16 protein-coding genes and 8 pseudogenes are annotated in these 24913 nt (G+C 68.3%); 14 read left to right on the forward strand and 10 right to left on the reverse strand.

The window, feature by feature from the left end; translation table 11 throughout:
- Window positions 1–4: 4 nt before the first annotated feature.
- Window positions 5–679, reverse strand: a pseudogene (lexA, locus tag ACHMXE_RS26230) (transcriptional repressor LexA).
- 83 nt (window positions 680–762) lie between these two features.
- On the opposite strand from lexA, the pseudogene ACHMXE_RS26235 reads away from it, so the two are divergent.
- Window positions 763–1714: pseudogene (locus tag ACHMXE_RS26235) on the forward strand (asparaginase).
- 73 nt (window positions 1715–1787) lie between these two features.
- Here the strand turns inward: ACHMXE_RS26235 and adk are convergent.
- Window positions 1788–2446 (reverse strand): annotated as a pseudogene (gene adk / locus ACHMXE_RS26240) (adenylate kinase).
- 282 nt (window positions 2447–2728) lie between these two features.
- On the opposite strand from adk, the gene ACHMXE_RS26245 reads away from it, so the two are divergent.
- The 7 genes and pseudogenes from ACHMXE_RS26245 (at window position 2729) to ACHMXE_RS26275 (ending at window position 11523) form a co-directional block, all read left to right on the forward strand.
- Complete coding sequence (locus tag ACHMXE_RS26245; RefSeq protein ID WP_395352247.1) at window positions 2729–4507, forward strand: type VI secretion system Vgr family protein; 1779 nt, start codon at window positions 2729–2731, stop codon at window positions 4505–4507.
- A complete protein-coding gene (locus tag ACHMXE_RS26250; RefSeq protein ID WP_395352249.1) occupies window positions 4392–5039 on the forward strand; it encodes a bacteriophage T4 gp5 trimerisation domain-containing protein in 648 nt (215 codons plus the stop codon). The genes ACHMXE_RS26245 and ACHMXE_RS26250 overlap by 116 nt, the downstream gene beginning before the upstream one ends.
- A gap of 2 nt (window positions 5040–5041) precedes the next feature.
- Complete coding sequence (locus ACHMXE_RS26255; protein ID WP_395352251.1) at window positions 5042–6070, forward strand: DUF2169 domain-containing protein; 1029 nt, start codon at window positions 5042–5044, stop codon at window positions 6068–6070.
- A gap of 4 nt (window positions 6071–6074) precedes the next feature.
- Window positions 6075–7421 (forward strand): annotated as a pseudogene (locus ACHMXE_RS26260) (DUF6531 domain-containing protein); the annotation flags it as partial.
- A 688-nt stretch (window positions 7422–8109) separates the two neighbouring features.
- Window positions 8110–8538, forward strand: a pseudogene (locus tag ACHMXE_RS26265) (hypothetical protein); the annotation flags it as partial.
- A gap of 41 nt (window positions 8539–8579) precedes the next feature.
- A complete protein-coding gene (locus tag ACHMXE_RS26270; RefSeq protein ID WP_395352253.1) occupies window positions 8580–11159 on the forward strand; it encodes an RHS repeat-associated core domain-containing protein in 2580 nt (859 codons plus the stop codon).
- Between the two features lie 13 nt (window positions 11160–11172).
- A complete protein-coding gene (locus ACHMXE_RS26275; RefSeq protein ID WP_209541439.1) occupies window positions 11173–11523 on the forward strand; it encodes a sel1 repeat family protein in 351 nt (116 codons plus the stop codon).
- 14 nt (window positions 11524–11537) lie between these two features.
- Here ACHMXE_RS26275 and kdsB read toward each other — a convergent pair.
- The 5 genes and pseudogenes from kdsB to ACHMXE_RS26300 all read right to left on the reverse strand — a co-directional run bounded on the left by kdsB (window position 11538) and on the right by ACHMXE_RS26300 (window position 14600).
- Window positions 11538–12297, reverse strand: a pseudogene (gene kdsB, locus ACHMXE_RS26280) (3-deoxy-manno-octulosonate cytidylyltransferase).
- Window positions 12294–12476, reverse strand: coding sequence for a Trm112 family protein (locus ACHMXE_RS26285; protein WP_057596378.1), 183 nt, complete (start codon window positions 12474–12476; stop codon window positions 12294–12296). The pseudogene kdsB and the gene ACHMXE_RS26285 overlap by 4 nt, the downstream one beginning before the upstream one ends.
- Entirely contained in the window at window positions 12457–13398 is a 942-nt protein-coding gene (gene lpxK, locus ACHMXE_RS26290) for a tetraacyldisaccharide 4'-kinase (RefSeq protein WP_395352821.1), read from the reverse strand. Before lpxK ends, ACHMXE_RS26285 begins: the two co-directional genes overlap by 20 nt.
- A 94-nt stretch (window positions 13399–13492) precedes the next feature.
- Window positions 13493–13912 (reverse strand): annotated as a pseudogene (locus ACHMXE_RS26295) (ExbD/TolR family protein); the annotation flags it as partial.
- A 55-nt stretch (window positions 13913–13967) separates the two neighbouring features.
- Window positions 13968–14600, reverse strand: a complete 633-nt coding sequence (locus tag ACHMXE_RS26300) for a MotA/TolQ/ExbB proton channel family protein (protein WP_057596380.1) — start codon at window positions 14598–14600, stop codon at window positions 13968–13970.
- Window positions 14601–14912: 312 nt separating this feature from the next.
- On the opposite strand from ACHMXE_RS26300, the gene xseA reads away from it, so the two are divergent.
- Both xseA and ACHMXE_RS26310 read left to right on the forward strand, forming a co-directional pair.
- Window positions 14913–16217: an exodeoxyribonuclease VII large subunit gene (gene xseA / locus ACHMXE_RS26305; protein WP_395352257.1), complete on the forward strand. Its 1305-nt coding sequence runs from the start codon at window positions 14913–14915 to the stop codon at window positions 16215–16217.
- 59 nt (window positions 16218–16276) lie between these two features.
- Window positions 16277–16858: a superoxide dismutase gene (locus tag ACHMXE_RS26310; protein WP_395352259.1), complete on the forward strand. Its 582-nt coding sequence runs from the start codon at window positions 16277–16279 to the stop codon at window positions 16856–16858.
- Window positions 16859–16966: 108 nt separating this feature from the next.
- Here ACHMXE_RS26310 and ACHMXE_RS26315 read toward each other — a convergent pair whose 3' ends face one another.
- The 3 genes from ACHMXE_RS26315 to ACHMXE_RS26325 form a co-directional block, all read right to left on the reverse strand.
- On the reverse strand, window positions 16967–17437 hold the full coding sequence (locus tag ACHMXE_RS26315; protein WP_395352261.1) for a DUF192 domain-containing protein: 471 nt from the start codon (window positions 17435–17437) through the stop codon (window positions 16967–16969).
- Between the two features lie 102 nt (window positions 17438–17539).
- Window positions 17540–17734, reverse strand: a complete 195-nt coding sequence (locus ACHMXE_RS26320) for a hypothetical protein (RefSeq protein ID WP_093342215.1) — start codon at window positions 17732–17734, stop codon at window positions 17540–17542.
- Window positions 17735–17901: 167 nt separating this feature from the next.
- On the reverse strand, window positions 17902–18225 hold the full coding sequence (locus ACHMXE_RS26325) for a cell envelope biogenesis protein TolA (RefSeq protein ID WP_203201166.1): 324 nt from the start codon (window positions 18223–18225) through the stop codon (window positions 17902–17904).
- A gap of 221 nt (window positions 18226–18446) precedes the next feature.
- On the opposite strand from ACHMXE_RS26325, the pseudogene icd reads away from it, so the two are divergent.
- The 4 genes and pseudogenes from icd (at window position 18447) to tssC (ending at window position 24913) form a co-directional block, all read left to right on the forward strand.
- Window positions 18447–19705: pseudogene (gene icd, locus ACHMXE_RS26330) on the forward strand (NADP-dependent isocitrate dehydrogenase).
- A gap of 346 nt (window positions 19706–20051) precedes the next feature.
- Window positions 20052–22757: a type VI secretion system ATPase TssH gene (tssH, locus tag ACHMXE_RS26335; RefSeq protein WP_395352264.1), complete on the forward strand. Its 2706-nt coding sequence runs from the start codon at window positions 20052–20054 to the stop codon at window positions 22755–22757.
- Window positions 22758–22847: 90 nt separating this feature from the next.
- Window positions 22848–23384, forward strand: coding sequence for a type VI secretion system contractile sheath small subunit (gene tssB / locus ACHMXE_RS26340; RefSeq protein WP_203201163.1), 537 nt, complete (start codon window positions 22848–22850; stop codon window positions 23382–23384).
- A gap of 26 nt (window positions 23385–23410) precedes the next feature.
- Window positions 23411–24913 carry a type VI secretion system contractile sheath large subunit gene (tssC, locus tag ACHMXE_RS26345; RefSeq protein WP_395352267.1) on the forward strand — a complete coding sequence of 501 codons (1503 nt, stop codon included), beginning with the start codon at window positions 23411–23413 and terminating at the stop codon, window positions 24911–24913.

The raw sequence follows: 24913 nt of genomic DNA on the forward strand, positions 1-24913 counted from the left end.
GTGCCTACATCAGCATGGTGTTTCGGATCAGGCCGACCGCGAGGCCTTCGATTTCGAAGGGTTCGCCGGGCTGGACGACGATGGTCGGGTAGTCGGGGTTCTCGGCGTGCAGCTCGATCACCTGCTTGTTGCGCTTGAGGCGCTTGACGGTCACCTCGTCGCCGAGGCGCGCCACCACGATCTGGCCGTTGCGCGCTTCCTTGGTGGCCTGCACGGCGAGCAGGTCGCCGTCCATGATGCCGGCGTCGCGCATCGACATGCCCGCGCACCTTGAGCAGGTAGTCGGGCTGGCGCTGGAACAGCGTGTTCTCGACGTAGTAGGTCTGGTCGACGTGCTCCTGCGCGAGGATCGGCGAACCGGCCGCGACACGGCCGATGAGCGGCAGCGCGAGCTGGGCCATGCCGGGCAGCGAGAGCGAAAACTGGCTGTTGCGCGACTCGGCCAGCGAGCGCAGCGCATCGCCCTTGAGGCGGATGCCGCGCGAGGTGCCGCTCACGAGCTCGATGACGCCCTCGCGGGCCAGGGCCTGCAGGTGTTCCTCGGCGGCATCGGCGGAGCGAAAGCCCAGCTCGCTCGCGATTTCGGCGCGGGTCGGCGGCGCCCGGTACGGGCGATGGCGCTCTGGATCAGATCGAGGATCTGCTGCTGGCGGGCGGTAAGCTTCACGGCGAACTGCATGGTGGTTCCTTGCGGCACTGGCTGAACATCCAGTACCTGTATTTTTAACCAGTTTTTCAAAGTTGGCAAGCCATGGTGAATTCATCCCTCTCGATCCACGGCGCGTGGTGGTGCTCGGCACCGGCGGCACCATCTCGGGCCGCGCGGCGAACAGTGGCGACAACATCGGCTACACCGCCGGCGAGGTGGGCGTGGCCGACCTGCTCGGCGGCATCGAGGCGCCCGCGGGCGTGACGCTGGCGGCCGAGCAGGTGGCGCAGGTCGACAGCAAGGACATGTCCTTCGCGATCTGGCGCGCGCTGGCGCTGCGCTGCGCCCATTGGCTGGCGCAGCCCGACGTGGCCGGCGTGGTGATCACCCACGGCACCGACACGCTCGAGGAGACCGCCTTCTTCCTCCAGTCGGTGCTGGCACCGCGCAAGCCCATCGTGCTGACCTGCGCCATGCGCCCGGCCTCCGCGCTGTCGCCCGACGGTCCGCAGAACGTGCGCGATGCGATCGCCGTGGCCGCGACGCCGGGCGCGCAGGGCGTGAGCGCGGTGTGCGCGGGCACGGTGCTCGGTGCCTTCGACGTGCAGAAGGTGCACAGCCTACCGGCTCGATGCCTTCGACGCCGGCGACGCGGGGCCGCTGGGCTACGTGGAGGAGGGCGCGGTGCGGCGCGTGCGCGACTGGCCGGCGTCGGAAGCGGGCGCGGCCCTCGACCGCCTGCCCGAGGACGAAGCCGCGTGGCCGCGCGTGGAGATCGTGATCAGCCACGCGGGCGCGAGCGACGCGGTGATCCGTGCCTTGCGCGCCGACGGCGGCGCCACTTCGCCGCTGCGCGGCCTCGTGCTGGCGACCACCGGCAACGGCACGCTGCACCACGCGCTCGAGGCGGCGGCGCTCGAGGCGCAGGCGGCCGGCATCGCGGTGCTGCGCGCCACCCGCTGCACGCAGGGACGCATCCTGGCCAAGCCGGGCGACACGCTGCCCGACGCGGGCGCGCTGACGCCGGTCAAGGCGCGCATCGCGCTGACGCTCGCGCTGCTTTGAAGCCGGGCCCCAAAGAAAAAGCCGCGTCGCGGGCCCCGGGGGCCCGCACGCGGCTTGCGATTCGAGCCGGGGCTCAGCTGCTCAGTGCGGCCAGTGCGCGCTGGGTGATCTCTTCGACCGTGCCCACGCCCTGGATGGCGCGGTACTTCGGCGCGGCGGCCGGATCGGCCTTGGCCCAGGCCGAGTAGTAGTCGACCAGCGGACGCGTCTGCTGGCTGTAGACGTCGAGCCGCGTGCGCACGGTCTCTTCCTCGTCGTCCTTGCGCTGGATCAGTTCCTCGCCGGTCAGGTCGTCCTTGCCTTCGACCTTGGGCGGGTTGAACTTGAGGTGGTAGGTGCGTCCCGAGGCCGGGTGCGAGCGGCGGCCGCTCATGCGTTCGATGATGTCGCTGAAGGGCACGTCGATCTCGAGCACGTAGTCGAGCTTGACGCCCGCGGCCTTCATCGCGTCGGCCTGCGGAATGGTGCGCGGGAAGCCGTCGAACAGGAAGCCTTCGGCGCAGTCGGGCTGGGCGATGCGTTCCTTCACGAGATTGATGATGAGGTCGTCGCTGACCAGCGCGCCCGCATCCATCACGGCCTTGGCCTGCAGGCCCAGCGGCGTGCCGGCCTTGACGGCGGCACGCAGCATGTCGCCGGTGGAGATCTGCGGAATGCCGTACTTCTGGCAGATGAAGGCCGCCTGCGTGCCTTTGCCCGCCGCCCGGGCGCGCCCAACAAAATCAGTCTCATGGTGTCCTCGGAGGGTTCTTGGATTTGTGTCGCGTCGCGCACGCAGCCCTCGATAAAGACAGAGTGCGGCGGACGGAATTGCGTCGAGGATAGCACGCGGCCCCGTGAACAATTTCGCCGGACACCGAAGGCGCCGACGGCGAAAAAGCAGTACTTAGGACTTCTTGACCCCCAAAGGCAGCTCTTCGTAGACTGATCCGGAAAGTTAAAAGAAGAAACAAAGATGACGCCATCGTGTCCACGATCCGGCGCCTCATCGCATCACGGGACCCATCCAACTTCATGCCCATTGCTTCCTCGCAGGCCGGCTGCATCCTCGACGCCAGCTGTGCGACCATGCCCACGCTCGGAGGCCGGCCGGCCCTCCAGCCGGTGTCCATCGACGGCGAGGAGGGGCTGAGCCGGCTCTTCCGCTACAGCCTGGTGCTCGCGACGCCCGAAACCCCGGGCCACAGCCCACGCCAGGCGGCCAACGTCAACATCAAGCCGATGGTGGGCGAGACGCTCACGGCCCACATCGTGCTAGACGGCCGCCCCGGCGCGGGTGGCAGCAAGCGGCACATTTCCGGGCTGGTGACGCGCATGCGCTTCCTGCGCCTGGAGAACCGTCGCGCCCTCTACGAGGCGGTGATCGAGCCCTGGCTGACCCTTGCCGTGCGTACCAGCGACTACCGCATCTTCCAGAACAAGAGCGTGCTCGAGATCGTGCAGGAGGTGCTCGGCAGCTACGGCTTCGCGTTCGAGCTGCGCGCCACGCAGAGCTACCCGGCGCGCGAGTTCCAGGTGCAGTACGGCGAGAGCGACTACGACTTCGTGGCGCGGCTGCTGCACGAGTGGGGGCTGTACTACTACTTCGAGCACGCCGAGGATTCGCACAAGCTGGTGATCGTGGACGACATGTCCTCGCACCAGCCCTACGCCAACGCCGCCTACCGCAAGGTGCCGTTCCGCGGCGCCGACGAGACCATCGCCGAGGAGCATTGCGACAGCTTCCAGGCCGCCGAATGCCTGCAGAGCGGGCGCTGGGTCACGGACGACTTCGATTTCCAGCGGCCGAAGGCGCGGCTGCAGCAGGTCAGCGCGATGCCGCGCAAGACCGCACAGAGCGACCGCGAGCGCTACGGCTGGCCCGGCGACTACATGGTCGAGTCCGAGGGCGAGCAACTGGCGCGCGTGCGCATGCAGGAGGCCGGCGTAGGCGGCGAGCGCGCCAGCGGCTCGGGCAACCTGCGCGCCGTGGTGCCGGGTTGCCTGCTCGAGCTCGAGCGCCATCCGCAGGACGAGGCCAACCGGCAGTACCTCGTGACCGACGCGCGGCTGCACCTGCAGGACGTGGGCGACGCGAGCGACCAGCAGGGCTTCGAGTGCCGCGTCGACTTCGAGGTGATTCCGACCAGCAAGGTCTTTCGTGCCGACGCACCCACCGTGCCGCGCCCGCGCACCACCGGCCCGCAGACCGCGATCGTCACCGGCCCGGCCGGGCGCGAGCTCTGGACCGACCAGTACGGCCGCGTGAAGCTGAGCTTCCACTGGAACCGCACCTGCTCGAAGGACGAGAACAGCTCGTGCTGGATACGTGTCTCGTCGCCCTGGGCCGGCACCAACTTCGGCGGCATCCAGATCCCGCGCATCGGCCAGGAGGTGATCGTCGACTTCGAGAACGGCGACCCCGACCGGCCGATCGTCACCGGCCGGGTCTACAACGCCGACAACATGCCGCCGTGGGAGCTGCCCGCCAACGCCACGCAGAGCGGGCTGCTGTCGCGCAGCTCCGAAGGCGCGACCGACGCCAACGCCAACGCCTTTCGCTTCGAGGACAAGAAGGGCGCCGAGCAGGTGTGGCTGCATGCCGAGCGCAACCAGGACATCGAGGTCGAGCACGACGAGAACGCACTGGGTCGGCCACGACCGCGCCAAGACCATCGACCACGACGAGACGGTGCACGTGGGCCACGACCGCACCGAGACGGTGGACCACGACGAGACCATCACGGTGCACAACGACCGCACCGAGACCGTCGACGGCAACGAGCGCATCACCATCCACAAGAACCGCAATGAGCGGGTGGAACAGAACGAGACGATCTCGATCGGCGAGAACCGCAAGGAGGACGTGGGCCTCAACGAGACCATCAAGATCGGCGTCAACCGCACGGAGACGGTGGGCAACAACGAGAAGGTGAAGATCGGCGTCAACCAGAACCTCACGGTGGGCTCCAACAAGCAGGAGACCATCGGCCTGACGAGCCTGAAGAACGTGGGCATCGCGCAGATGACCAACATCGGCGCGGCCTACAACCTCAACGTGGGCGCGACGTGGATGAGCAACGTGGGCTTCCTGCACACGCACAACGTCGGCTCCCGCTACGCGACCACCGTGGGCACCAGCTATTCGCTGAGCTCGGGCAAGACGGTCAGCGTGAACGCGGGCAGCACCATGGTGCACCAGGCCGGCGACGAGCTCACGCTGGTGTGCGGCGCCTCGTCGATCACGCTCAAGTCGGACGGAACCATCGCCATCCGCGGCGACCGCATCCAGGTCAACGGCGCCACCGTCGTCGACATGGACGGCCAGCACATCCACATGAACTGACGATGGCCATCGCCCTGATCAACGAGACCCCGTACCCCGCCTTTGGATTCGACACCGAGCTGTACGACGAGAAGGAATACCACAGCCTCGCCGCCAAGGCCACCTTCGCGATCACGGCCCAGGGTCTGTCGCCGCTGGAGGAACAGCCGCCGCTCAACATGGCCGACCGCTACGCGGGCGAGCCGGGCGCGTCGAGCCTGCTGCAGCCCAGCGACCTGATCCCGTTTCGCGAGCGCACCGACGTGCTGGTGACCGGCGAGGCCAGGGCGCCCGGCGGCGAACCGGCCCACGGCTGGCTCGCGCACGTGCAGGTGGGGGCGCTGCGCAAGTCGCTGCAGATCACCGGGCCGCGCCACTGGCGCTACCGCGCCATGGGAGGCTGGGAGCTGTCGCATCCCTCGCCGGTGCGCGGCGTGCCGCTGCTCTACGAGCATGCCTTCGGCGGCGAGCACCCGAGCGGCGACGACGCGCCGCGCGATGCCTGGCTCGCCAACCCGGTCGGCGTCGGCTTCGGCGGCCGGCTGCGCGGCGAACGCGGCGAGCGCTGGGAGCGCGACCGCGAATGGCCGGCGCCGCAGCTGCTGTCGCCCGACGAGACGCTGGCCGCCGCGCCCGGGCGCCACTACCGCACCCTCAACTTCGCGCCCGTGCCCGGCGACTGGCAGCCGCGCGTCTCGCGCATCGGCACCACCGACGAGGCCTGGCGCAAGCAGGTTGCGCCGCACCTGCCGCGCGACTTCGACCTGCGCTACTTCAATTGCGCGCCCGACGACCAGCAGACCAACGGCTACCTGCGCGGCGACGAGGACGTGGAGCTCGAGGGCCTGTTCGAGGCCGTGCGCGGCTTCCGGCTGCCGGCGCTCAAGGCCACCGCGCTGATGGCGGACCACGACGGCATCGTCGTGCCGCTGGACATGGACCTGTCGACGCTCCACATCGACCTCGACCAGGGCACGCTGGCGCTGGTCTGGCGGCTGACCACCGGCGCGCAGGACTGGTCGCAGGCCAGCCTCAGCATCATGGAGCGCTGAACGCATGGCCGCACCCGAGCAGGCGGAGAAACGCCACGAACACTTCGCGCTGGCCAAGGCGCCCGACTGGAAATACACGCCGCTCAAGCCCGACAAGGGCGTGCCGGTTCCCTACTGGACGATCTCGTACTTCGACGAGTCGGTGAAGACCGCCAACCGTTCCGACGGCCGCACCAACGAGTACTTCCTCGACCGCTCGCGCGTGCCGGTCAGCCGCGGCGGCGAGGCCGGCAAGGGCAAGGGCGTCATGTCGGGCACGTACATGGACGAGTTCGAGCCCAAGGAGTGGTCGCAGACGCTGCACATCGACGGCGGGCTGGCCGTGTTCAACGGCCACACGGGCACCATCAACAAGGGGAACGCGCCGGCCAAGGTCTACACCAGCATCAACCCCGAGCAGGCGATCGCCGACAAGGCCTGCTGGGAGCAGATGAAGACCAACATGGCCGCGCTCGGCGTGGCCAGCAAGGACCGAATGTTCGCGGACCCTGCGGGCTGCGGCAAGGACGTGCTCTCGGGCGCCTGGAACACCATCACCGGCGACGTGGCCGCGGTGGGCGACATGCTCGGCAGCGTGTGGGGCGGCATCAAGGCCTTCTTCTCCGATCCGCTGGGCTCGATGGGCAGCGCGGTCGACGGGCTGCAGAAGTTCGGCACCCAGGCGGTGGAGGCGGGCAAGCAGGTGGTGGGCGTGATCAATGGCCTGCGCGACGGCTCCATCACCATGGACGACCTGCTCGACTTCGCGGCCGACATGCTGCAGGACCAGCTCTGCGAGATCGCGGCCCAGGTCGAGGAGATGGTCAAGCAGGGCAAGGGCTGCGAGGCCGTGGGCGTGATCCTCGGCCAGACGGCGGAAGCCGTGGCCGTCTCGCTGGCCACGGCCGGCGTGGGCGCGGCGGCCGGCGGCGCGACCAAGGCCGCGCAGCTGATGGCCAAGGCCGGCATCACCAAGGGCGACGACATCGCCGCGGCGATCCGCAAGCTCAAGGAGTTCAAGAAGAAGCACAAGGAGCGGCCGCACGAGGGCGGCGAGCCGCATCCGCGCCGGCTGGCGGATGGGGAGGACTCGAGCACGCCGGGGGATGGACGATCGCCGCCGTGCGTGGTGTGCCCGCTCGTGGCCCATCCGGTGAACCCGGTGCTGGGTTGCAAGGTGCTGGCCGACGGCATGGAGCTGGACTTCGAGCTGCCCGCGCTCATGCCGCTGGTCTGGCAGCGCACCTACACCTCGAGCAATGCGCGTTCGGGCTGGTTCGGCCAGGGATGGGCGCTGAAGCTCGACGCGCGCATCGAGACGCGGCGCACGCCCGGCGGGCGGCGGCTCGTGCTGATCGATGAATACGGCCGTGAGGTGATGTTCCCGCTGCTCGCGCCGGGAGGGCGCCACTACAACGAGTTCGAGCAATTCGCGCTGAGCGCGCCCGACGCGGACCACCTGGAACTGCTCGGCCCCGCCGGCAGCCCGCGCCTGGTCTTCGGGAAGGCCGGCGCGCGCTATCTGCTCGAGGCCATCGTCGACCGCAACGACAACGCACTACGCATTCGCTATGGCGCGCAGAGCCTGCCGGTGCGCATCGAGGACAGTGCCGGCAGGGCGTTCCTGCCGGTCTTCGAGACGCTGGCCGGCGGGGCCGTGCGAATCCGCCGGGTCGCGCTCGAGCGCGCGGCGGGCCAGCCGCCGGTCACGCTGGTGACCTACGACTACAGCGCCGAGGGCGACCTGGTCCGGGTCGTCGATCGCAGCGGCCATGTCGCGCGCGAGTTCGAGTACATCGAGCACATGATGGTCTCGCACACACGGCCCGACGGCATGCGGGTGCGCTACGAATACGACGTCTGCGCACCGCGCGGCAAGGTGCTGCGCTGCGATGCCGACAACGGCGAGTCCTATCGCTTCGAGTACGCCGAGCGCGAGACCCGCGTGCGGGACCAGCTGGGCCGCGTCGAGGTCTACGAATTCAACCAGCACAGAGAATGGATCGGCACCGTCGACGCGATGGGCGGGCGGACCCGGCGCCGAGCTCGATGCCTTCGGCATGCTGCTGGCACAGACCGATCCCGCGGGCCGCACCCGGCGCTACGCCTACGACGGCCAGGGCCGACCGACGCGCATCCAGGAGCCCGGGCCCACCGCGCAGGAGTCGCTGGTGACCTGGGTTGCCTACGACGACCGCCTGGGGCTGCCCAGCCGCATCGTCGACCCGGCTGGCGCGACCATCGAGCATCGCCATGACGAGCGCGGCAACGTGGTGGCGACCGTCGACGCGCTCGGGCAGGAGACGCGCTACGCGTACGACGGGCGCGGCCTTCCCGTCGAGATCGTCGACGCGCTGGGCAAGACACGGCGCATGGCCTACGACGCGGCCGGCCGGATCGTTCGCCATGTCGATTGCTCGGGCCTCGCGACGTCCTATGCCTACGACGATTGGGGCTACCTGGCGAGCGTGACCGACGCGCTCGGGCAGACCACCTCCTACCGGCACGACAGCCTCGGCGGCTGCTGTCGGTGCAGTACGCCGACGGCGCCTGCGAACGCCAGGTCTACGACGCGGCGGGACGCCTGCTCGAGCACGTGGACGCGCTGGGGCGGCGCACCGAGTACCAGCTGGCCGTGGACGGCTTGCCGGTGCTGCGCCGCAACGCGCTGGGGCACGAGCTGCGCTACGAGTACGACAAGGCCCGCCGGCTGGTCGCGCTCTACAACGAGAACGCCGTGCGCCACGACTTCGTCCATGATGCGCTCGACCGCATCGTCGAGGAGACCGGATTCGACGGCCGGCACGTCCGGCACCGCTACGACCCCAGCGGCCTGATGCTGGCCAGGATCGAGCTGGGTTGCCTGGACCGCCGGCAGCGGCTCGCGCGCCGGCTGGCGCTCGAGCAGCAGCGCGAGGGCGCGGGCCGGGGCGGGCTGCCGCGGCAGCGCTCGGCCCCGACCTACGAGGACCCGTGGGGATTCGGCCTGGCCGACGAGGTGGCCCCGAGTTCCGCGCTGCCCGGGCATGCGATCGTCACGCACTACGAGCGGGATGCCGCGGGGCGCCTGGTTCGCAAGGAGGTCGCGGGCCACGCGGTGGGGCCCGATGGGGTGAGCCGGCCCCAGTTCAAGGTCACGCGCTACCGCCACGACGCCGCCGGCCGGCTGGTCGAGGCCGTCAACGACGCGGGCAGCCGCAGCCGCTTCGTGTTCGACGCGGTGGGGCAACTGATCGAGGAGAGCCGCACCGGCATGGGCCCCGAGGCCCGCTGGCGCCACCGCTACGACCCGCTGGGCCATCGTGTGTCGACCCTCCTGCCCGACGGGCGGACGCTGAACTGGCTGCACTACGGTTCGGGGCATCTGCACCAGGTCAACATCGACGGACGCGTGGTCTGCGACATCGAGCGGGATCCGTTGCACCGCGAGACAGCCCGCAGCCAGGGTCGTCTGCACAGCCGCTATCGCTACGACGCGGCGGGGCGCCTGGCCGAGCAGACCGCCTGGGCCGCCGAGGCGCAAGCCGGGCCCGATGGAATCGAGGGGCCGTCGCTGGCGGTGCTGCGGCGCAGCTATGCCTACGACCGCGCCGGCAATCTGTCCGAGTCGATGGATGCGCGCCATGGTGCCGTGCGCTATGCCTACGATCCGGTCGGCCGCCTGCTCGCCGCCGCGCAGCCGGACCTCGCCGAACGCTTCGCTTTCGATCCGGCGGGCAACCTGCTGGCGGCCGATGCGCCCGCGGGCAGCTCCGCGGGCCTCGTGCGCGACAACCGCGTCGAGGTCTTCGAGGACAAGCGATACCGCTACGACAGCCATGGCAACGTGATCGAAAAGCGCATCGGCAAGCACACCGCGATCCGCTTCGAATGGGACGTGGAGCACCGGCTCCAGCGCACCGTCGTCACCCGCGGCGGCGACGCGGGCGCCGCGCCGCTGGTCACGCACTATGCCTACGACGCCTTCGGCCGCCGCATCCGAAAGACAGACCGCTTCGGCCAGACCCTGTTCGACTGGGACGGCAACCGTCTGTGCGGCGAACTGCGCGGCAGCCGACGGATCGTCTACCTCTACGAGGGCGACGGCTTCGTTCCACTGGCGCAGATCGTGAGCGATGCCTCGGCCGCACAGCAGCCCCCGGCCATGCCCGCGGCACCGGTGGCGGCCGACGCTGCCGGCGACGAGGAGTGGCAGCCGCGAAAGTCGCAGGCCGTCTTCATGGAACGGATGCTGGCGCAACAGCGGCGCATCCGTGCGGTGGCGCGGGGCGAGGCGGATGCCGCGCCGGACGACGGGAAGGCGCAGGACGATGGCCGCGCGACGGTTGCGCGGCTGGCCGACTGGCGCGCGCGCTACTACCACAACGACCATCTCGGCACGCCGCGCGAATTGAGCAGCGAGGCGGGCGAGATCCTCTGGCGCACCAGCTACAAGGCCTGGGGCAACACCTGGCGGCTCGAGCAACATGCCGAGCGCCTCGCCGGCCAGGAGGAGGGCGAGGTGGTGCAGAACCTGCGGTTCCAGGGGCAGTACCGGGACGACGAGACCGGCCTCCACTACAACCGCTTCAGGTACTACGACCCCGATTGCGGCCGGTTCGCCAGCCAGGACCCGATGGGGCTCTCGGGCGGCATCAACCTGTTCGCGTATGCACCCAATCCGACGGGGTGGGTCGATCCGCTCGGGCTGGTCGACATCAAGCACTTTCCCTCGCACGAGAGCATCTGCGGCTTTGCCGACCTGGTGCCCGACAACCCCAAGCGGATCTCGGTGGGCGGCCACGGTACGCCGCTTCATGACTGCAACAACGTCCCCCTCACCGTGCAGGAGATCGCCGATGAGATCCGGGCCCATTCCAAGTACAAGAAGGGCATGGGCGTCGACCTGCTGTCATGCTCCACCGGTGCCGGTTCGGCCAGCTATGCCCAGCAACTCGCCAACGAACTCGGCGCGACGGTGCGGGCCCCGGACACCTTGCTGTGGTACTACTCGAATGGCGCCTTGCTGCCAGCGCCCCGCGATCCGGCGAACCCGGCCTTGCCGGACACGAAGAACCCGGGGACCATGCGGCGCTTCAAGCCGCAGAAGCGGCATCGGCGATGCCCCTGACGAGAAAGGCGCAATGAACGTGGATCCGATCACCGGCGCGACGCGCTTCCTTCTGGACGAAACGGCGCTGAAAGCGTCTGAGCTCGCCTCCGAGGCGGGTGACGGGCTGGCTTCGTACCGTCTGTTCGAGCACCACCAGAAGGGGCTCGGCGATCTGGTCCGGGGCGTTCCGTTCCTCCTGCGCAGCGCGGATCAGCGGCATCCGCTGGCGCTCTACCAGGTGGGGTTGATGCGGCTGGGCCAGCTTCCCTCGCAGGGGGTGCCCAGGGACGAAGCGCGCGGGCGTGCGGATCTGCGGGCGGCGGCGGACCTGGGCTTCGAGAAGGCCGCGGCCTACCTGGAAAAGCTGGCCGGCCGCGCCTGAACCCGGTCGCGCGTCTAGGCGAACAGCGCCCGCACCCGCGCCAGGTCTTCCGGCGTATCCACGCCCGGCCCCGGCGCCGCGTCGCTCACATGCACCGCGATGCGGTGCCCATGCCACAGCGCGCGCAACTGCTCGAGCGCCTCGATGCCTTCGAGCGGCGAGGGCGGCAGCATGGGGAATCGGCGCACGAAACCCGCGCGGTAGCCGTAGATGCCGATGTGGCGCAGCGGCGCGGGCGAGGGCAACTGCGCGGGCGGCACGCCCGGCGCGGCGCCGTCGCGCCACCAGGGAATCGGCGCGCGGCTGAAATAGAGCGCGTTGCCCTGCGCGTCGAGCACGGCCTTCACGACGTTCGGATTGAGGTAGTCGGCCACCGAATCGATGGCATGCACCGCGGTGCTCATCGCGGCGTCGGGCCGCGCGAGCAGCGCGGCGGCCACGGCGTCGATCAGCGCCGGGTCGATCAGCGGCTCGTCGCCCTGCACGTTGACCACCACCGCGTCGCCGTCGAGGCCGAGCTGTTCGCAGGCCTCGGCGAGACGGTCGCTGCCGCTCGGATGGTCCTGGCGGGTGAGGATCGCTTCCACGCCGTGGGCCTGGCAGGCGGCGAGGATCGAGGCATGGTCCGCCGCCACCACGACGCGCGCCGCGCCGGACTGCGCCGCGCGTTGCGCCAACGCGCGCCACCATCGGCACGCCGGCGATGTCGGCCAGCGGTTTGTCGGGCAGCCGCGTCGACGCCAGCCGGGCCGGCACCAGAACCGTGAAGCTCACAGTCCGAGCTCGTCGTCGGACAGGGTGCGGGCCTCGTTCTCGAGCAGCACCGGAATGCCGTCGCGCACCGGATAGGCCAGGCGCGCGCTGCGCGAACAGAGTTCCTGCTTCTCGGGATTCCAGGTCAGGGGGCCCTTGGTGACGGGGCAGACGAGCAGTTCAAGCAGCTTGGTGTCCATCGGTCGATGATAGCTTTGCGTCGAGCGCCGCGAGGAAGGCTTCGGAGGGGGTGAACAGCAGCGGCACGGCCAGCGCATCGGGCTTCTTGCGCCAGAGCTTGACCGCGTCCTTCTCGGTGCACAGCAGCAGGTGGTCGGCCGGCAGGTCGTCGTGCCAGTCGGCGAAATCGTGGTGGTCGGGCAGGGCGATGGTTCGCTCGGCTTCGATGCCTTGCGCGCGCAGCATTTCGAAGAAGGCTTCGGGCCGCGCGATCGCCGCCAGCGCCGTCACCGGGCGCGCAGCCAGCGAGGCCAGCGGCGTTCGGGTGCCGTCGTTCGCCACCGCGTAGGTCGCGAGCTGACGCGTGGCGGTGAAGCCGCCGGCGAAGGCCGGGTGCTCGCCGCTGTGCAGCACCAGGTCGCAATCGCGCGGCCAGGGTTCGCGCAGCGGGCCGGCCGGCAGCAGCCAGCCGTTGCCGATGCCGCGGTCATCGAACACGCAGACTTCGATATCGCGCGCCAGTGCCAGGTGCTGCAGGCCGTCGTCGCTCACGATGAGCTGCGTGGCGGGATGGGCCGCGAGCAGCGCGCGCGCGGCCTCGGCACGGCGGCGCGCCACGAACACCGGCGCGCCGGTGCTGCGACGGATCAGCGCCGGCTCGTCGCCGACCTCGCCCGGATCGCTGTCGGGCAGGACTTCGCGGCAGTCGTCGGTATGCCGGCCGTAGCCGCGCGACACCACGCCCACCCGCCAGCCGCGCGAATGAAGATGCTGCACCACCGCCATCACCACCGGCGTCTTGCCCGCGCCGCCGGCGATCACGTTGCCGACGATCACCACCGGCACCGGCACGCGTTCGGTACGCAGCCAGCCGAGGCGATAGAGCAGCGCGCGCAGCGCCACCAGGGTGCGAAAGAGCAGGGACAGCGGCCACAGCAGCATGGCCAGCGGGCCGCGCCGCAGCCAGGCGTGCCGAAGCCGGGAGGCGGTTGCGCCGGCGTCGGTGCCGTTGCGCCCCTGCGACGGCAATCGAGTGCCCGGCTTGCGCCGTCGACTGGGCGGCGAAGGTGATCTGCATCAGGCCCGCGCGGCGCGCGGCCTCCATCACCGTCACCACGGCCTGGTGCGGGCTGCTGGCATCGGCGCTGATGATCACCACGCTGTCCTTGCCGCCGGTGGCGGCCGCGGCGAGCGCCGCCGCCACGGTGTCCACGCTGCGGTCGGGCACGGGCGTCTTGTTGATCGAATAGCGTCCGTCGGCCGACACGCCGACGATCACTTCTTTGGGGTAGTCGCGCTGCGCGTCCACGTCCGCCGTCGGCAGCCGCAGCTGCATCTCGGTGAACTTGCTGTAGGTGGTCGACAGCATCAGGAAGATCAGCACCACCAGCAGCACGTCGATGAACGGGATCAGGTTGATCTCGGGCTCGTCGCGCGCGCCGTGGCGAAACTGCATGCGGCCGCGGCTCACCGGGCGCTCCCGGCGGCGGCCATGGCGGCGGTGCGCGCCCTCATTTGCGCAGCGCGTTGAGATGGCGCGCGAAGCGCTCGCCCGAGAGTTCCAGGTTCAGCAGGTACTCGTCGACGCGGCTGCGGAAATAGCGCCAGAAGATCAGGGTCGGGATCGCGACGATCAGGCCGAAGGCGGTGTTGTAGAGCGCGATCGAAATGCCGTGCGCGAGCTGCGCTGGATTGCCCGAGCCGACCGCGCCGCTGGTCGGCGACTGCGAGCCGAAGATCTCGATCATGCCGATCACCGTGCCCAGCAGCCCGAGCAGCGGCGCGGCCGAGGCGATGGTGGCGAGGGCGGGCAGGTAGCGCTCGAGCCGGTGCGCCACGGTGCGGCCCGAGGCCTCCATGGCGGCGCGCAGGTCGTCCTCGGTGCAGCGCGGGTTGGCGTTCAACGCGCGCAGCCCGGCGGCCAAAACCTGGCCGAGCATCGAGTTGTTTTCCAGCTTGGTCACCACGTCGGGCCCCGGCACCGCGTTGTGCGACACCGTGATGGTTTCTTCGAGCAGCTTGGGCGGAAGCACCTTCACTGTCTTGAGACTCGTGAAACGTTCTATAACAAGCGCGAGTGCGATCACCGAGCAAGCGAGCAGCGGCCAGATGGGCCAACCTGCAGCAACTATGATGGAAAACAAGGAATCCTCCGGCCCCGTAGGCTGTCAATGCGCGGCGATTATCCACCGAGCCACCATCGCCACAGCGCTTGTTTGCGTGTCGGCCAAGACGCACAGATTCTGTGGATAACTTTGTGATTAACCCGCTGCGCAAGTCGCCGCGAGCCGCGCCAACTGGGCTTTCCATTGGATCGATTGAATTTTGGGCACCGCTTTTTTAAATGAAATCAACAACTTGCACGAGAAACCGTGCAATTGTCCGACCCCCGGGGCCTGGCACCCGAGCCACGGCACCCGTTGTGGAAGAGTGGCAAATCACGATTCGGCGGTTCTGTGAACTTGCGTGACCCGAACCCGGCCGCCGGACCGCGCGTGTGGGCAGTCGGCGCGCTGTGCCGCGCGGTCGCCGACGCGCTCGATGCCCGCTTCAACCCGGTCTCCGTGCGCGGCGAAATCTCCGGTTTCTCGCGCGCGGCGAGCGGACATCGTTACTTCTCGCTCAAGGACGAATCGGGCCAGCTGCGCTGCGCCATGTTCCGCCGCGCGGCCGGCCTGCTCGATTTCTCGCCGCGCGACGGCGACCAGGTCGAGGTGCGCGGGCGCCTCGCGGTCTACGAGCCGCGCGGCGACCTGCAACTGGTGGTCGAGAGCCTGCGCCGGGCCGGGCAGGGCGCGTTGTTCGAGCAGTTCCTGCAGCGCAAGGCGCGCCTCGAGGCCGAGGGCCTGTTCGATCCGGCACGCAAGCGCGCGCTGCCGGTGATGCCGCGTTCCATCGGCGTGGTCACCTCGCTGGGCGCCGCGGCGCTGCACGACGTGGTGACCGCGCTGCGCCGGCGCGTGCCCCATATTCCGGTGACGGTGGCGCCCGCGGCGGTGCAGGGTGCCGGCGCGCCCGGCGAGCTGGTGCGCGCGCTGCAATCGCTCTATGCGCTGCAGCCGGCGGTCGACGTCATCCTGCTGGTGCGCGGTGGCGGCTCGATCGAGGACCTCTGGGCCTTCAACGACGAGAGCCTGGCGCGCACCATCGTGCAGAGCCCGGTGCCGCTGATCAGCGGCGTGGGCCACGAAACCGACTTCACCATTGCCGATTTCTGCGCCGACCTGCGCGCGCCCACGCCCACCGCCGCGGCCGAGCTGGTCAGCGCGCCGCGGGCGCTGTGGCTCGATGCCCTGACACTGCTCGAGGAGCGCCTCGACGACGCCATCGGCGCGCGGCTCGACGTGCTGGGCCAGCGGCTCGACCAGGCCGCGGGCCGGCTCGGTCGACCTTCGTCGCTGGTGGCGCGTCAGCAGTTGCGGCTCGCGCACCATGCGCAGCGCCTGCACTATGCGGTGCTGTCGAGGACGCAGCGGCAATCGCAGGCGGCCCAGAGGCTGGCCGACGATTTCCCCGCGAAGTTCGAGCGCGCGCTGGTGCAACGCCGCGAGCGCCTGGAGCGCGTCGCGCTGCGGCTGAGGCTGCTCGATCCCGCGCTCGTGCTGCAGCGCGGCTATGCCTGGATCACCGATGCCGACGGGCGCGCCGTCATCAGCGCGAAGGCGCTCGCACCCGGCGATGCCGTCGTTGCCCGCCTGTCCGATGGCTCCGTCGATCTGACCGTCGCGTCACGCGGCGCGACGGGAACGCGTCCGACGTGAGTGCCACGATTCCTTTCTAGAATCATCGATTCCCCACAACCAACCCACGAGAAAAAACCATGGAACATGTGCTCCCACCCCTGCCGTACGCCCTCGACGCGCTGGCACCCGAGTACTCGAAGGAGACCCTCGAGTACCACTACGGCAAGCACCACAACGCCTACGTGGTGAACCTCAACAACCTGCAGAAGGGCACCGAGTTCGAGTCGATGACGCTCGAAGAGATCGTCAAGAAGTCCAGCGGCGGCATCTACAACAACTCGGCCCAGATCTGGAACCACACCTTCTTCTGGAACTGCATGAAGCCGCAAGGCGGCGGCGCTCCGAGCGGCGCGTTGGCCAAGGCCATCGATGCCAAGTGGGGCAGCTACGACGCCTTCAAGGAAGCCTTCGTGAAGTCGGCCGTGGGCAACTTCGGCTCGGGCTGGACCTGGCTGGTGAAGAAGGCCGACGGCAGCGTGGACATCGTGAACACCGGCGCCGCCGGCACGCCGCTGACGACCGCCGACACGGCGCTCTTGACGGTCGACGTCTGGGAGCACGCCTACTACATCGACTACCGCAACCTGCGTCCCAAGTTCGTCGAGACCTTCCTGGCCAAGCTGGTCAACTGGGGCTTCGCCGAGAAGAACTTCGGCTGAGATCGACGCAAGGCACCATCACGGTGCCTTCATGCAAAAAGCCCCGCATGCGGGGCTTTTTCGCTGGGCCAACCGGTACCGGTTGGCGGCGTGCGGATGCGGCGGGACTCAGCGCTTGCCCGCGGCGAACAACTCGCCGGTGATCTTCGCGCCCTTCTTGATGTTCTTCTTCTTGAACCAGCCCTGGTTCATCTCGAGCACGTACTTCACCGGCTCCTCGGAGCAATGCGACTCGTCGGTCTGAGGCTTCATGTCGGCCAGGTTGACGATGCGGCCGTCCTCGGCCACGAAGGCAGCCGTCAGCGGCAGCAGCGTGTTGCGCATCCAGAAGCACTGGGTGGCCGGCTGTTCGAACACGAAGATCATGCCTTCGGCCTGCGGCATCTCCTTGCGAAACATCAGGCCGATCTGGCGCTCGACCGGCGCCTGGGCGATCTGCGCATCGATGGTGTACAGGCCGATCGACAGCTTGGTGCGCGGGAGGTTGGTTTGAGGTTCCTGCTGGGCGTGGGCCGGGGCGAGCAGGGTGGCGGAAACGGCGACGGAGAAGGCCAACAGGGCGGCAAAACGCTGGAGCATCGGGGTTCTTTCAGACTCTTCCATACAAAGAGGCCGTGCCCGGCCCCATGAAAAAGCCCGCTGACGCGGGCCTGGCGGGCATGGCCTGTGAAGGCGGCTAGCTTACGCCTTCTTGGTGGCGACGTGGGCCTTGGCGACCTTGCGTGCCTTGTGCTTCTTGGCGGCGGCGTGCTTTTTGGCCGGTGCCTTGGCCTTGGTGGCGGCAGCGGCGGGAGCTGCTGCGGCGGGTTCGGGTTGTTGAGCAAAGGCACCGAATGCGACGAGACCGGCGACCAGGGCAGCGAACAGCTTCTTCATGACAAATCCTTTGAGATTGTTAGATATGGACCACCTCCCTGTGGAGGTGCGTGTTCAACGGAAAGCATTCGTTGCGGTTGACAGTGCGGGCCCTGGAAGAATGAGCAAAGAATGAGGGCGAAAAAAAAGCGCTCCGATGGAGCGCTTTCTTTCAAGAGGACGAATCCTTACTGGGGCGTGCCGCCTTGGGTCGACTTGCGCTTCACGCTGCCGTCCTTGTTGCGACGACGTTGGTCGCGGCTTTCAGCGCGCTTCTCGCCGGAGGTAGCAGCCTTGTCGGTGCCGATGGCGCCGCCTTCGGGCGTCTTGGCGATGTCGCCAGCGGGAGCGGCCACCTTGCCAGCGGGACGTGCGTCCTTGCGGGCTTCAGCGCGTTGCTGCGCCTTGCTGTTGCTGGCGTTCCCTTGCTCGGGGGTGGTGCCAGCCGGGTTTTGGGCATAGGCGCCGGCTGCGAACAGGCCAGCGATCATGACTGCGAGAAGTTTGCTCATTGATGGATTCCTCTATCGAGAATTGGTTGGAAACGCCTCCCGGCGAGCAGAAGGTCAGGCACTAACGAGGCCGGCGGCCCGCAGGTTGACAAACGCCCACTGATGGGTTGCGTCTAAAATGTACAGCGATTTGTTCGCGCGCTGTACAGCGAATCCCCCTCGCTGTCTGAATTCGCAGACAGTCGTCTCGAATTACTTCCACTCCGGAGTCTTCTCCCCTCATGTCCAGCTACCAGCACATCAAAGTCCCGACCGAAGGCCAGAAGATCACGGTCAACGCCGACAACTCGCTCAATGTGCCGACCAGCCGATCATCCCCTTCATCGAAGGCGACGGCACCGGTCTGGACATCACGCCGGTGATGCTGAAGGTGGTGGATGCGGCGGTGGCCAAGGCCTACGGCGGCAAGAAGAAGATCCACTGGATGGAGGTCTATGCCGGCGAGAAGTCGACCAAGGTCTACGGTCCCGACGTCTGGCTCCCCGAGGAAACGCTGCACGCCGTGCGCGACTACGTCATCTCGATCAAGGGCCCGCTGACCACGCCCGTCGGCGGCGGCATCCGTTCGCTGAATGTCGCGCTGCGCCAGGAACTCGACCTCTACGTCTGCCTGCGTCCCATCCAGTACTTCGAAGGCGTGCCCAGCCCGGTGCGCGAGCCGCACAAGACCAACATGGTCATCTTCCGCGAGAACTCGGAGGACATCTACGCCGGCATCGAGTTCGAAGCCGAGAGCGACAAGGCCAAGAAGCTCATCAAGTTCCTGCAAGAGGAAATGGGCGTCAAGAAGATCCGTTTCCCCGACACCTCGGGCCTCGGCGTCAAGCCGGTGTCGCGGGAAGGCACCGAGCGTCTGGTGCGCAAGGCGCTGCAGTACGCGATCGACAACGACAAGTCGAGCGTCACGCTGGTGCACAAGGGCAACATCATGAAGTTCACCGAAGGCAGCTTCCGTGACTGGGGCTATGCCCTGGCCCAGAAGGAATTCGGCGCCGAACTCATCGACGGCGGCCCGTGGATGAAGTTCAAGAACCCGCGGACCGGCAAGGACATCACCGTCAAGGACAGCATTGCCGACGCGTTCCTGCAGCAGATCCTGCTGCGTCCCGCCGAATACAGCGTCATCGCCACGCTCAACCTCAACGGCGACTACGTGTCCGACGCGCTGGCCGCGCAGGTCGGTGGCATCGGCATCGCCCCGGGCGCGAACCTGAGCGACACCGTCGCCATGTTCGAAGCCACCCACGGCACCGCGCCCAAGTACGCCGGCAAGGACTACGTGAACCCCGGTTCCGAAATCCTCTCGGCCGAAATGATGCTGCGCCACATGGGCTGGAAGGAAGCCGCCGACCTGATCATCAGCGCGATGGAGAAGTCGATCGCCAGCAAGAAGGTCACCTATGACTTCGCCCGCCTCATGGACGGTGCCACGCAGGTGAGCTGCTCGGGCTTCGGCCAGGTGATGATCGACAACATGTGATCCCGCGCTCGGCGTCCTCGAACGCCGAAGCGACAGTCACAAGCCCCCGGGGTCTCGCGAACCCCGGGGGCTTTTTCTTTGGGTGCGCGCATCTCGTTTTTGACGGTCCGGAAAGACTCATTGGGGGCAAAGATCACGGTTGAAGTTATGCCTGTGCGCATTTAACTATTGCTAGAAACTGGGGACGAAAAAACACGCGCCCCCCTCGACAGAATCGCGCTCATCGAGGACCAGGGGAGCGTGAAATGAGGGAGAGCAAAACGCAGCGATCGATGCCGTCGCACGCGCAAGCCGCGCATCGTCTCGTGCCGGCATGCATGCGATTCGAGCGCGGGGAGGGCCGGCCATGACGCTGTCCCGCCGCGCGCTGTTCGGCAAGCTCGACCTCACGCTGTTTCGCGCGCTCGAATCGGCGACGGCATTCGCGAGGGTGCGAGGCCATTCGCACGTGGAACTCGTGCACTGGCTGCACCAGCTTCGGCAGGCTGGCGACAGCGACCTGCATCGCCTCTGCCATCACCATCGCATCGACCCGCAGGTGCTCGACAAGGACTTCGGCGACGCCTTGTCGAGCCTGCCCGCCGGTGCCTCGTCGTTGAGCGATTTCTCGCATCACATCGAAGCCGCGGTCGAACGGGCCTGGCTCCTGTCCAGCCTCGAGTTCGGCACTTCCTGCATCCGCGGTGCGCAATTGATGCGCGCGCTGCTGCAGACACCGGACCTGCGGCGTGTGCTGTTCGAGATCTCGCCCGCGTTCCGTGCGCTGGCGGTCGACCGGCAGCCCGATGAACTGCTCGCGCTCGTGAAGGGCTCGCCCGAGGCAACGGAAGGACCGCACGACGGTTCGCGCGCGACGCCAACGACGCGTGGCGAAGCCATCCCCATGGCGGTGTCCGCCACCACGGCGGCCTCGGCACTGGCCACCTACTGCACCGACCTCACCGAAAGCGCCCGCGCCGGCCGGATCGATCCCGTCGTCGGTCGCGGCCAGGAGATCGGCGCCATGGTCGACATCCTGCTGCGTCGGCGCCAGAACAACCCCTTGCTCACCGGCGAGGCCGGCGTGGGCAAGACCGCGGTCGTCGAGGGGCTCGCCCTGGCGATCGCCAGGGCCGAGGTTCCGCCCAAGCTGCGCAACGCGCGGCTGCTGAGCGTCGATCTCGGTGCATTGCTGTCGGGGGCCGGCATGCGCGGCGAGTTCGAGGCCAGGCTCGAGTCGCTGCTGCAGGAGGCGGTGCAGTCGACGCAGCCGGTGATCCTGTTCGTCGACGAGGTGCATGTGCTGGTCGGCGCGGGCGGGCAGGCCGGAACGGGAGATGCCGCCAATCTGCTGAAGCCCGTGCTCGCGCGCGGTGCGTTGCGCGTCATCGGCGCGACCACCTGGCGCGAATACAAGCGCTACATCGAGAAGGATCCGGCGCTCGCGCGCCGCTTCCAGGTGCAGCAGGTCATGGAGCCGCACGCGGCCGCCGCCATCGACATGGTGCGCGGACTCGCGGCCACCTTCGCCGCGCACCATGGCGTGACCGTGCTCGACGAGGCGGTGCGTGCCGCCGTCGTGCTGTCGCAGCGCTATCTGCCGTCGCGTCAGTTGCCCGACAAGGCCATCAGCCTGCTCGACACCGCCTGCGCGCGCGTCGCCATGTCGCTGCACGTGCCGCCACCCGCGGTGATGGGCTTGCGGCAGCGCATCGCGTCGCTCGCGGTGGAGGTGGAACTGCTGCGCGACGAGACCCGGATCGCCCAGGGCTGCGAGACCCGGCTCGCGCGAATGATCGCGGCGCGCGAGTCGCTCGAGAAGATCCGCGACGAACTCCGGACGCAGAAGAACAAGTGGCAGGGGGAGAAGGCGCTGGTCCGGCGGATCCAGGCGCTGAGGGTAGAAGAAAGAAAGGAGGGGGAGGATGAGCCGGACCATCCTCCGCATCTCGATGTCTCGGCGCTCGAGGAGGAACTCCAGGCACTCCAGCAAGGCGCGCCGCAGGTCTTTCTCCAGGTCGACGAAGCGGTGGTCGCGAAGATCGTCGCCGAGTGGACCGGCATTCCCGCCGGCCGGCTGCTCACCGACGAGGCCGCGGCCGTGCTTCAGCTCCGATGCGCGCTCGAGCGGCGCGTGCTCGGCCAGCCGGGTGCGCTCGACATCGTCGCGCAGCGCATCCAGACCGCGCGCGCGCGGCTCACGGATCCGTGCAAGCCCGTCGGCGTGTTCCTGCTGGCCGGCCCTTCGGGCGTGGGCAAGACCGAAACCGCGCTGGCATTGGCCGAGGCGATGTACGGCGGCGAGCAGAACCTCCTCACCCTCAACATGAGCGAGTTCCAGGAACCGCACAGCGTGGCGACGCTGCGCGGCGCGCCGCCGGGCTACGTCGGCTACGGCGAGGGCGGCGTGCTCACGGAGGCCGTTCGCCGCCGGCCGCATGGCGTCGTGCTCCTGGACGAGATCGAGAAGGCCCATCCCGACGTGCACGAGGTCTTCTACCAGGTGTTCGACAAGGGATGGATGGAGGACGGCGAGGGTCAGCGCATCGACTTTCGCCACACCACGATCCTGCTCACCAGCAATGCCGGCGCGGCCTTCATCGAGAACGCCTGCGGCGATCCCGCGTCGATGCCCTCGATCGATGCCTTGTGCGAGGGTCTGGCGGCACCGCTGCGGCGTGTGTTCTCCGCGGCCTTCCTCGGTCGCGTGACGGTGGTGCCGTATCTGCCGTTGTCGACGCCGGTCATGGCCGGCATCGCCGCGCTGCAGCTGCAGCGCATCGCGGACCGGATGGGAGAGCAGCACGGGATCGATCTGAGCTACGCGGACGACCTCATCGCCCACGTCATCGGTCGATGCCGGATGCACGACACGGGAGCCCGGCAGCTTGCCGCATTCATGGAGCAGCAGCTGTTGCCGGTCCTGTCGGGGCACTGGCTCGATGCGTTGCAGGGCAAGCGAGAGATCGCCCGCATGCACGTGGGCCTTCGAAGCCACGACGCGCAAGGGCCTGCAACCGGGGCGCAGGGCGCCGCCGAGAAGCGCATCGCCTGCCACGTCGAGTACGCCTGAGGGGCCCTGGGCGGCATCCGGGTTTTCGCTTTCGCTCAAGGGTCTGTTCGTGCGGGCCCGTCATTCACTGTCTTTTTCAGGAGGGGTTTCATGATCGACAACAGCAGCCAGAAGTTCATTGCCCGCAATCGGGCGCCGCGCGTGCAGATCGAGTACGACGTCGAGGTCTACGGGTCCGAGAAGAAGATCGAATTGCCTTTCGTCATGGGCGTGCTCGCCGATCTGTCGGGCAAGCCGGCCGAGCCGTTGCCGCCGGTCGCGGAGCGCAAGTTCCTCGACATCGACGTCGACAACTTCGACGAGCGCATGAAGGCGGTCGCCCCGCGCGTTGCGTTCGCCGTTCCCAACACGTTGACGGGCGAAGGGCAGCTCCTGGTCGACATCAGCTTCGAGAGCATGGAGGACTTCTCGCCGGCGGCCATCGCACGGAAAGTCGAGCCGCTCGCACGCCTGCTCGAGGCCCGCAGCCAGCTCGCCAACCTGCAGACCTACATGGACGGCAAGGCCGGCGCCGAGGAACTGATGAACCGGCTGCTGCAAGACCCCGCGCTCATGAAGTCGCTGGCTTCCGCCGCCAGGCCCGCGCCCGAGCTCGGATGCGATGCCGACATCGCGGCGGCCGCCTGACGGTCGATCCATTTCAAGGAAACGCCATGTCATCCATCGACGCCATCGTCCTCGCCGAGCCCGCACCTCGTGGCTACGGCGAAGTCTCGGACTTCTCTTTCCTGCTCGACCGGGAGTTCCGCCCCAAGACCGACGCAGCCCGCGGCGCCGTCGAGGCCGCGGTGCGCACCCTGGCCCAACAGGCCCTGGTCCATGCCGCGACCATGACCGACGATGCCTACACCAGCATCCAGGCCATCATTGCCGAGATCGACCGCAAGCTCTCGGCGCAGATCAATCTCGTGCTGCACAAGGAGGAATTCCAGCAGGTCGAGTCGGCCTGGCGGGGCATGAGCCACCTCGTCAGCAACACCGAGACCGACGAGAAACTCAAGATCCGCTTCATGGACGTCTCGAAGGACGAGATCCGCCGCACGCTGCGCCGCCACCGGGGCACGGCATGGGACCAGAGCCCCGTCTTCAAGCGCATCTACGAGGAGGAGTACGGCCAGCTCGGCGGCGAGCCCTACGGTTGTCTGGTGGCCGACTACTACTTCGACCACACGCCCGCCGATGTCGAACTGCTCGCCGCGATCGCCAAGGTGGCGGCTGCCTCGCATGCGCCGTTCATCGCCGGATCCGCGCCCTCGCTGCTCGGCATGGAGTCCTGGCAGGAGCTCGCGAATCCCAGGGATCTCGCGCGGATCACCTCGAACCTCGAGCACGCACCCTGGAATTCGCTGCGCGGCATCGAGGACTCGCGCTACATCGGCCTCGCCATGCCGCGCTTCCTGGCCCGGCTTCCCTATGGCGCGAAGACCAATCCCGTCGACGCCTTCGATTTCGAGGAGGAGACCGAGGGCGCCGACCATCGCAACTACGTCTGGAGCAACGCCTCGTATGCGATGGCGGCCAACATCAACCGCAGCTTCAAGCACCATGGCTGGTGCACGATGATCCGAGGCGTCGAGTCGGGCGGCGCGGTGGAGAACCTGCCGTGCCACACCTTTCCGACCGACGACGGCGGCTTCGACATGAAGTGCCCCACCGAGATCGCGATCTCCGACCGGCGCGAGGCCGAGCTCGCCAAGGCGGGCCTGATCCCGCTCGTGCATCGGAAGAACTCCGACAGCGCGGCCTTCATCGGCGCGCAATCGATGCAGCGGCCGCAGGAATACATGGACCCCGATGCCACCGCCAACGCCCACCTGGCGGCGCGTCTGCCGTACCTCTTCGCCAGCACGCGGTTCGCGCACTACCTCAAGTGCATCGTCCGCGACAAGATCGGCAGCTTCAAAGAGCGCGACGACATGCAGCGTTGGCTCAACGGCTGGATCATGAACTACGTCGATGCCGACCCCGCGAACTCTTCGCAGGAGACCAAGGCGCGAAGGCCGCTCGCGGCCGCCGAGGTCGTGGTCGAGGACATCGAGGGCAACCCCGGCTACTACGGCGCCAAGTTCTTCCTGCGCCCGCACTTCCAGCTCGAGGGCCTGACGGTCTCGCTGCGGCTCGTGGCCCGGCTGCCGTCGCTCAGGGAAGAGGCCTGA

The organism is Variovorax sp. UC122_21 (assembly GCF_044056785.1).
Lineage (GTDB): Bacteria > Pseudomonadota > Gammaproteobacteria > Burkholderiales > Burkholderiaceae_C > Variovorax.

Coding starts and splice junctions, on each gene's coding strand:
- ACHMXE_RS26245 (WP_395352247.1), top strand. CDS start 2,729: ATGCCCATTGCTTCCTCGCAGGCCGGCTGCATCCTCGACGCCAGCTGT.
- ACHMXE_RS26255 (WP_395352251.1), top strand. CDS start 5,042: ATGGCCATCGCCCTGATCAACGAGACCCCGTACCCCGCCTTTGGATTC.
- ACHMXE_RS26275 (WP_209541439.1), top strand. CDS start 11,173: ATGAACGTGGATCCGATCACCGGCGCGACGCGCTTCCTTCTGGACGAA.
- ACHMXE_RS26285 (WP_057596378.1), bottom strand. CDS start 12,476: ATGGACACCAAGCTGCTTGAACTGCTCGTCTGCCCCGTCACCAAGGGC.
- lpxK (WP_395352821.1), bottom strand. CDS start 13,398: ATGCTGCTGTGGCCGCTGTCCCTGCTCTTTCGCACCCTGGTGGCGCTG.
- ACHMXE_RS26310 (WP_395352259.1), top strand. CDS start 16,277: ATGGAACATGTGCTCCCACCCCTGCCGTACGCCCTCGACGCGCTGGCA.
- ACHMXE_RS26315 (WP_395352261.1), bottom strand. CDS start 17,437: ATGCTCCAGCGTTTTGCCGCCCTGTTGGCCTTCTCCGTCGCCGTTTCC.
- ACHMXE_RS26320 (WP_093342215.1), bottom strand. CDS start 17,734: ATGAAGAAGCTGTTCGCTGCCCTGGTCGCCGGTCTCGTCGCATTCGGT.
- ACHMXE_RS26325 (WP_203201166.1), bottom strand. CDS start 18,225: ATGAGCAAACTTCTCGCAGTCATGATCGCTGGCCTGTTCGCAGCCGGC.
- tssH (WP_395352264.1), top strand. CDS start 20,052: ATGACGCTGTCCCGCCGCGCGCTGTTCGGCAAGCTCGACCTCACGCTG.
- tssB (WP_203201163.1), top strand. CDS start 22,848: ATGATCGACAACAGCAGCCAGAAGTTCATTGCCCGCAATCGGGCGCCG.
- tssC (WP_395352267.1), top strand. CDS start 23,411: ATGTCATCCATCGACGCCATCGTCCTCGCCGAGCCCGCACCTCGTGGC.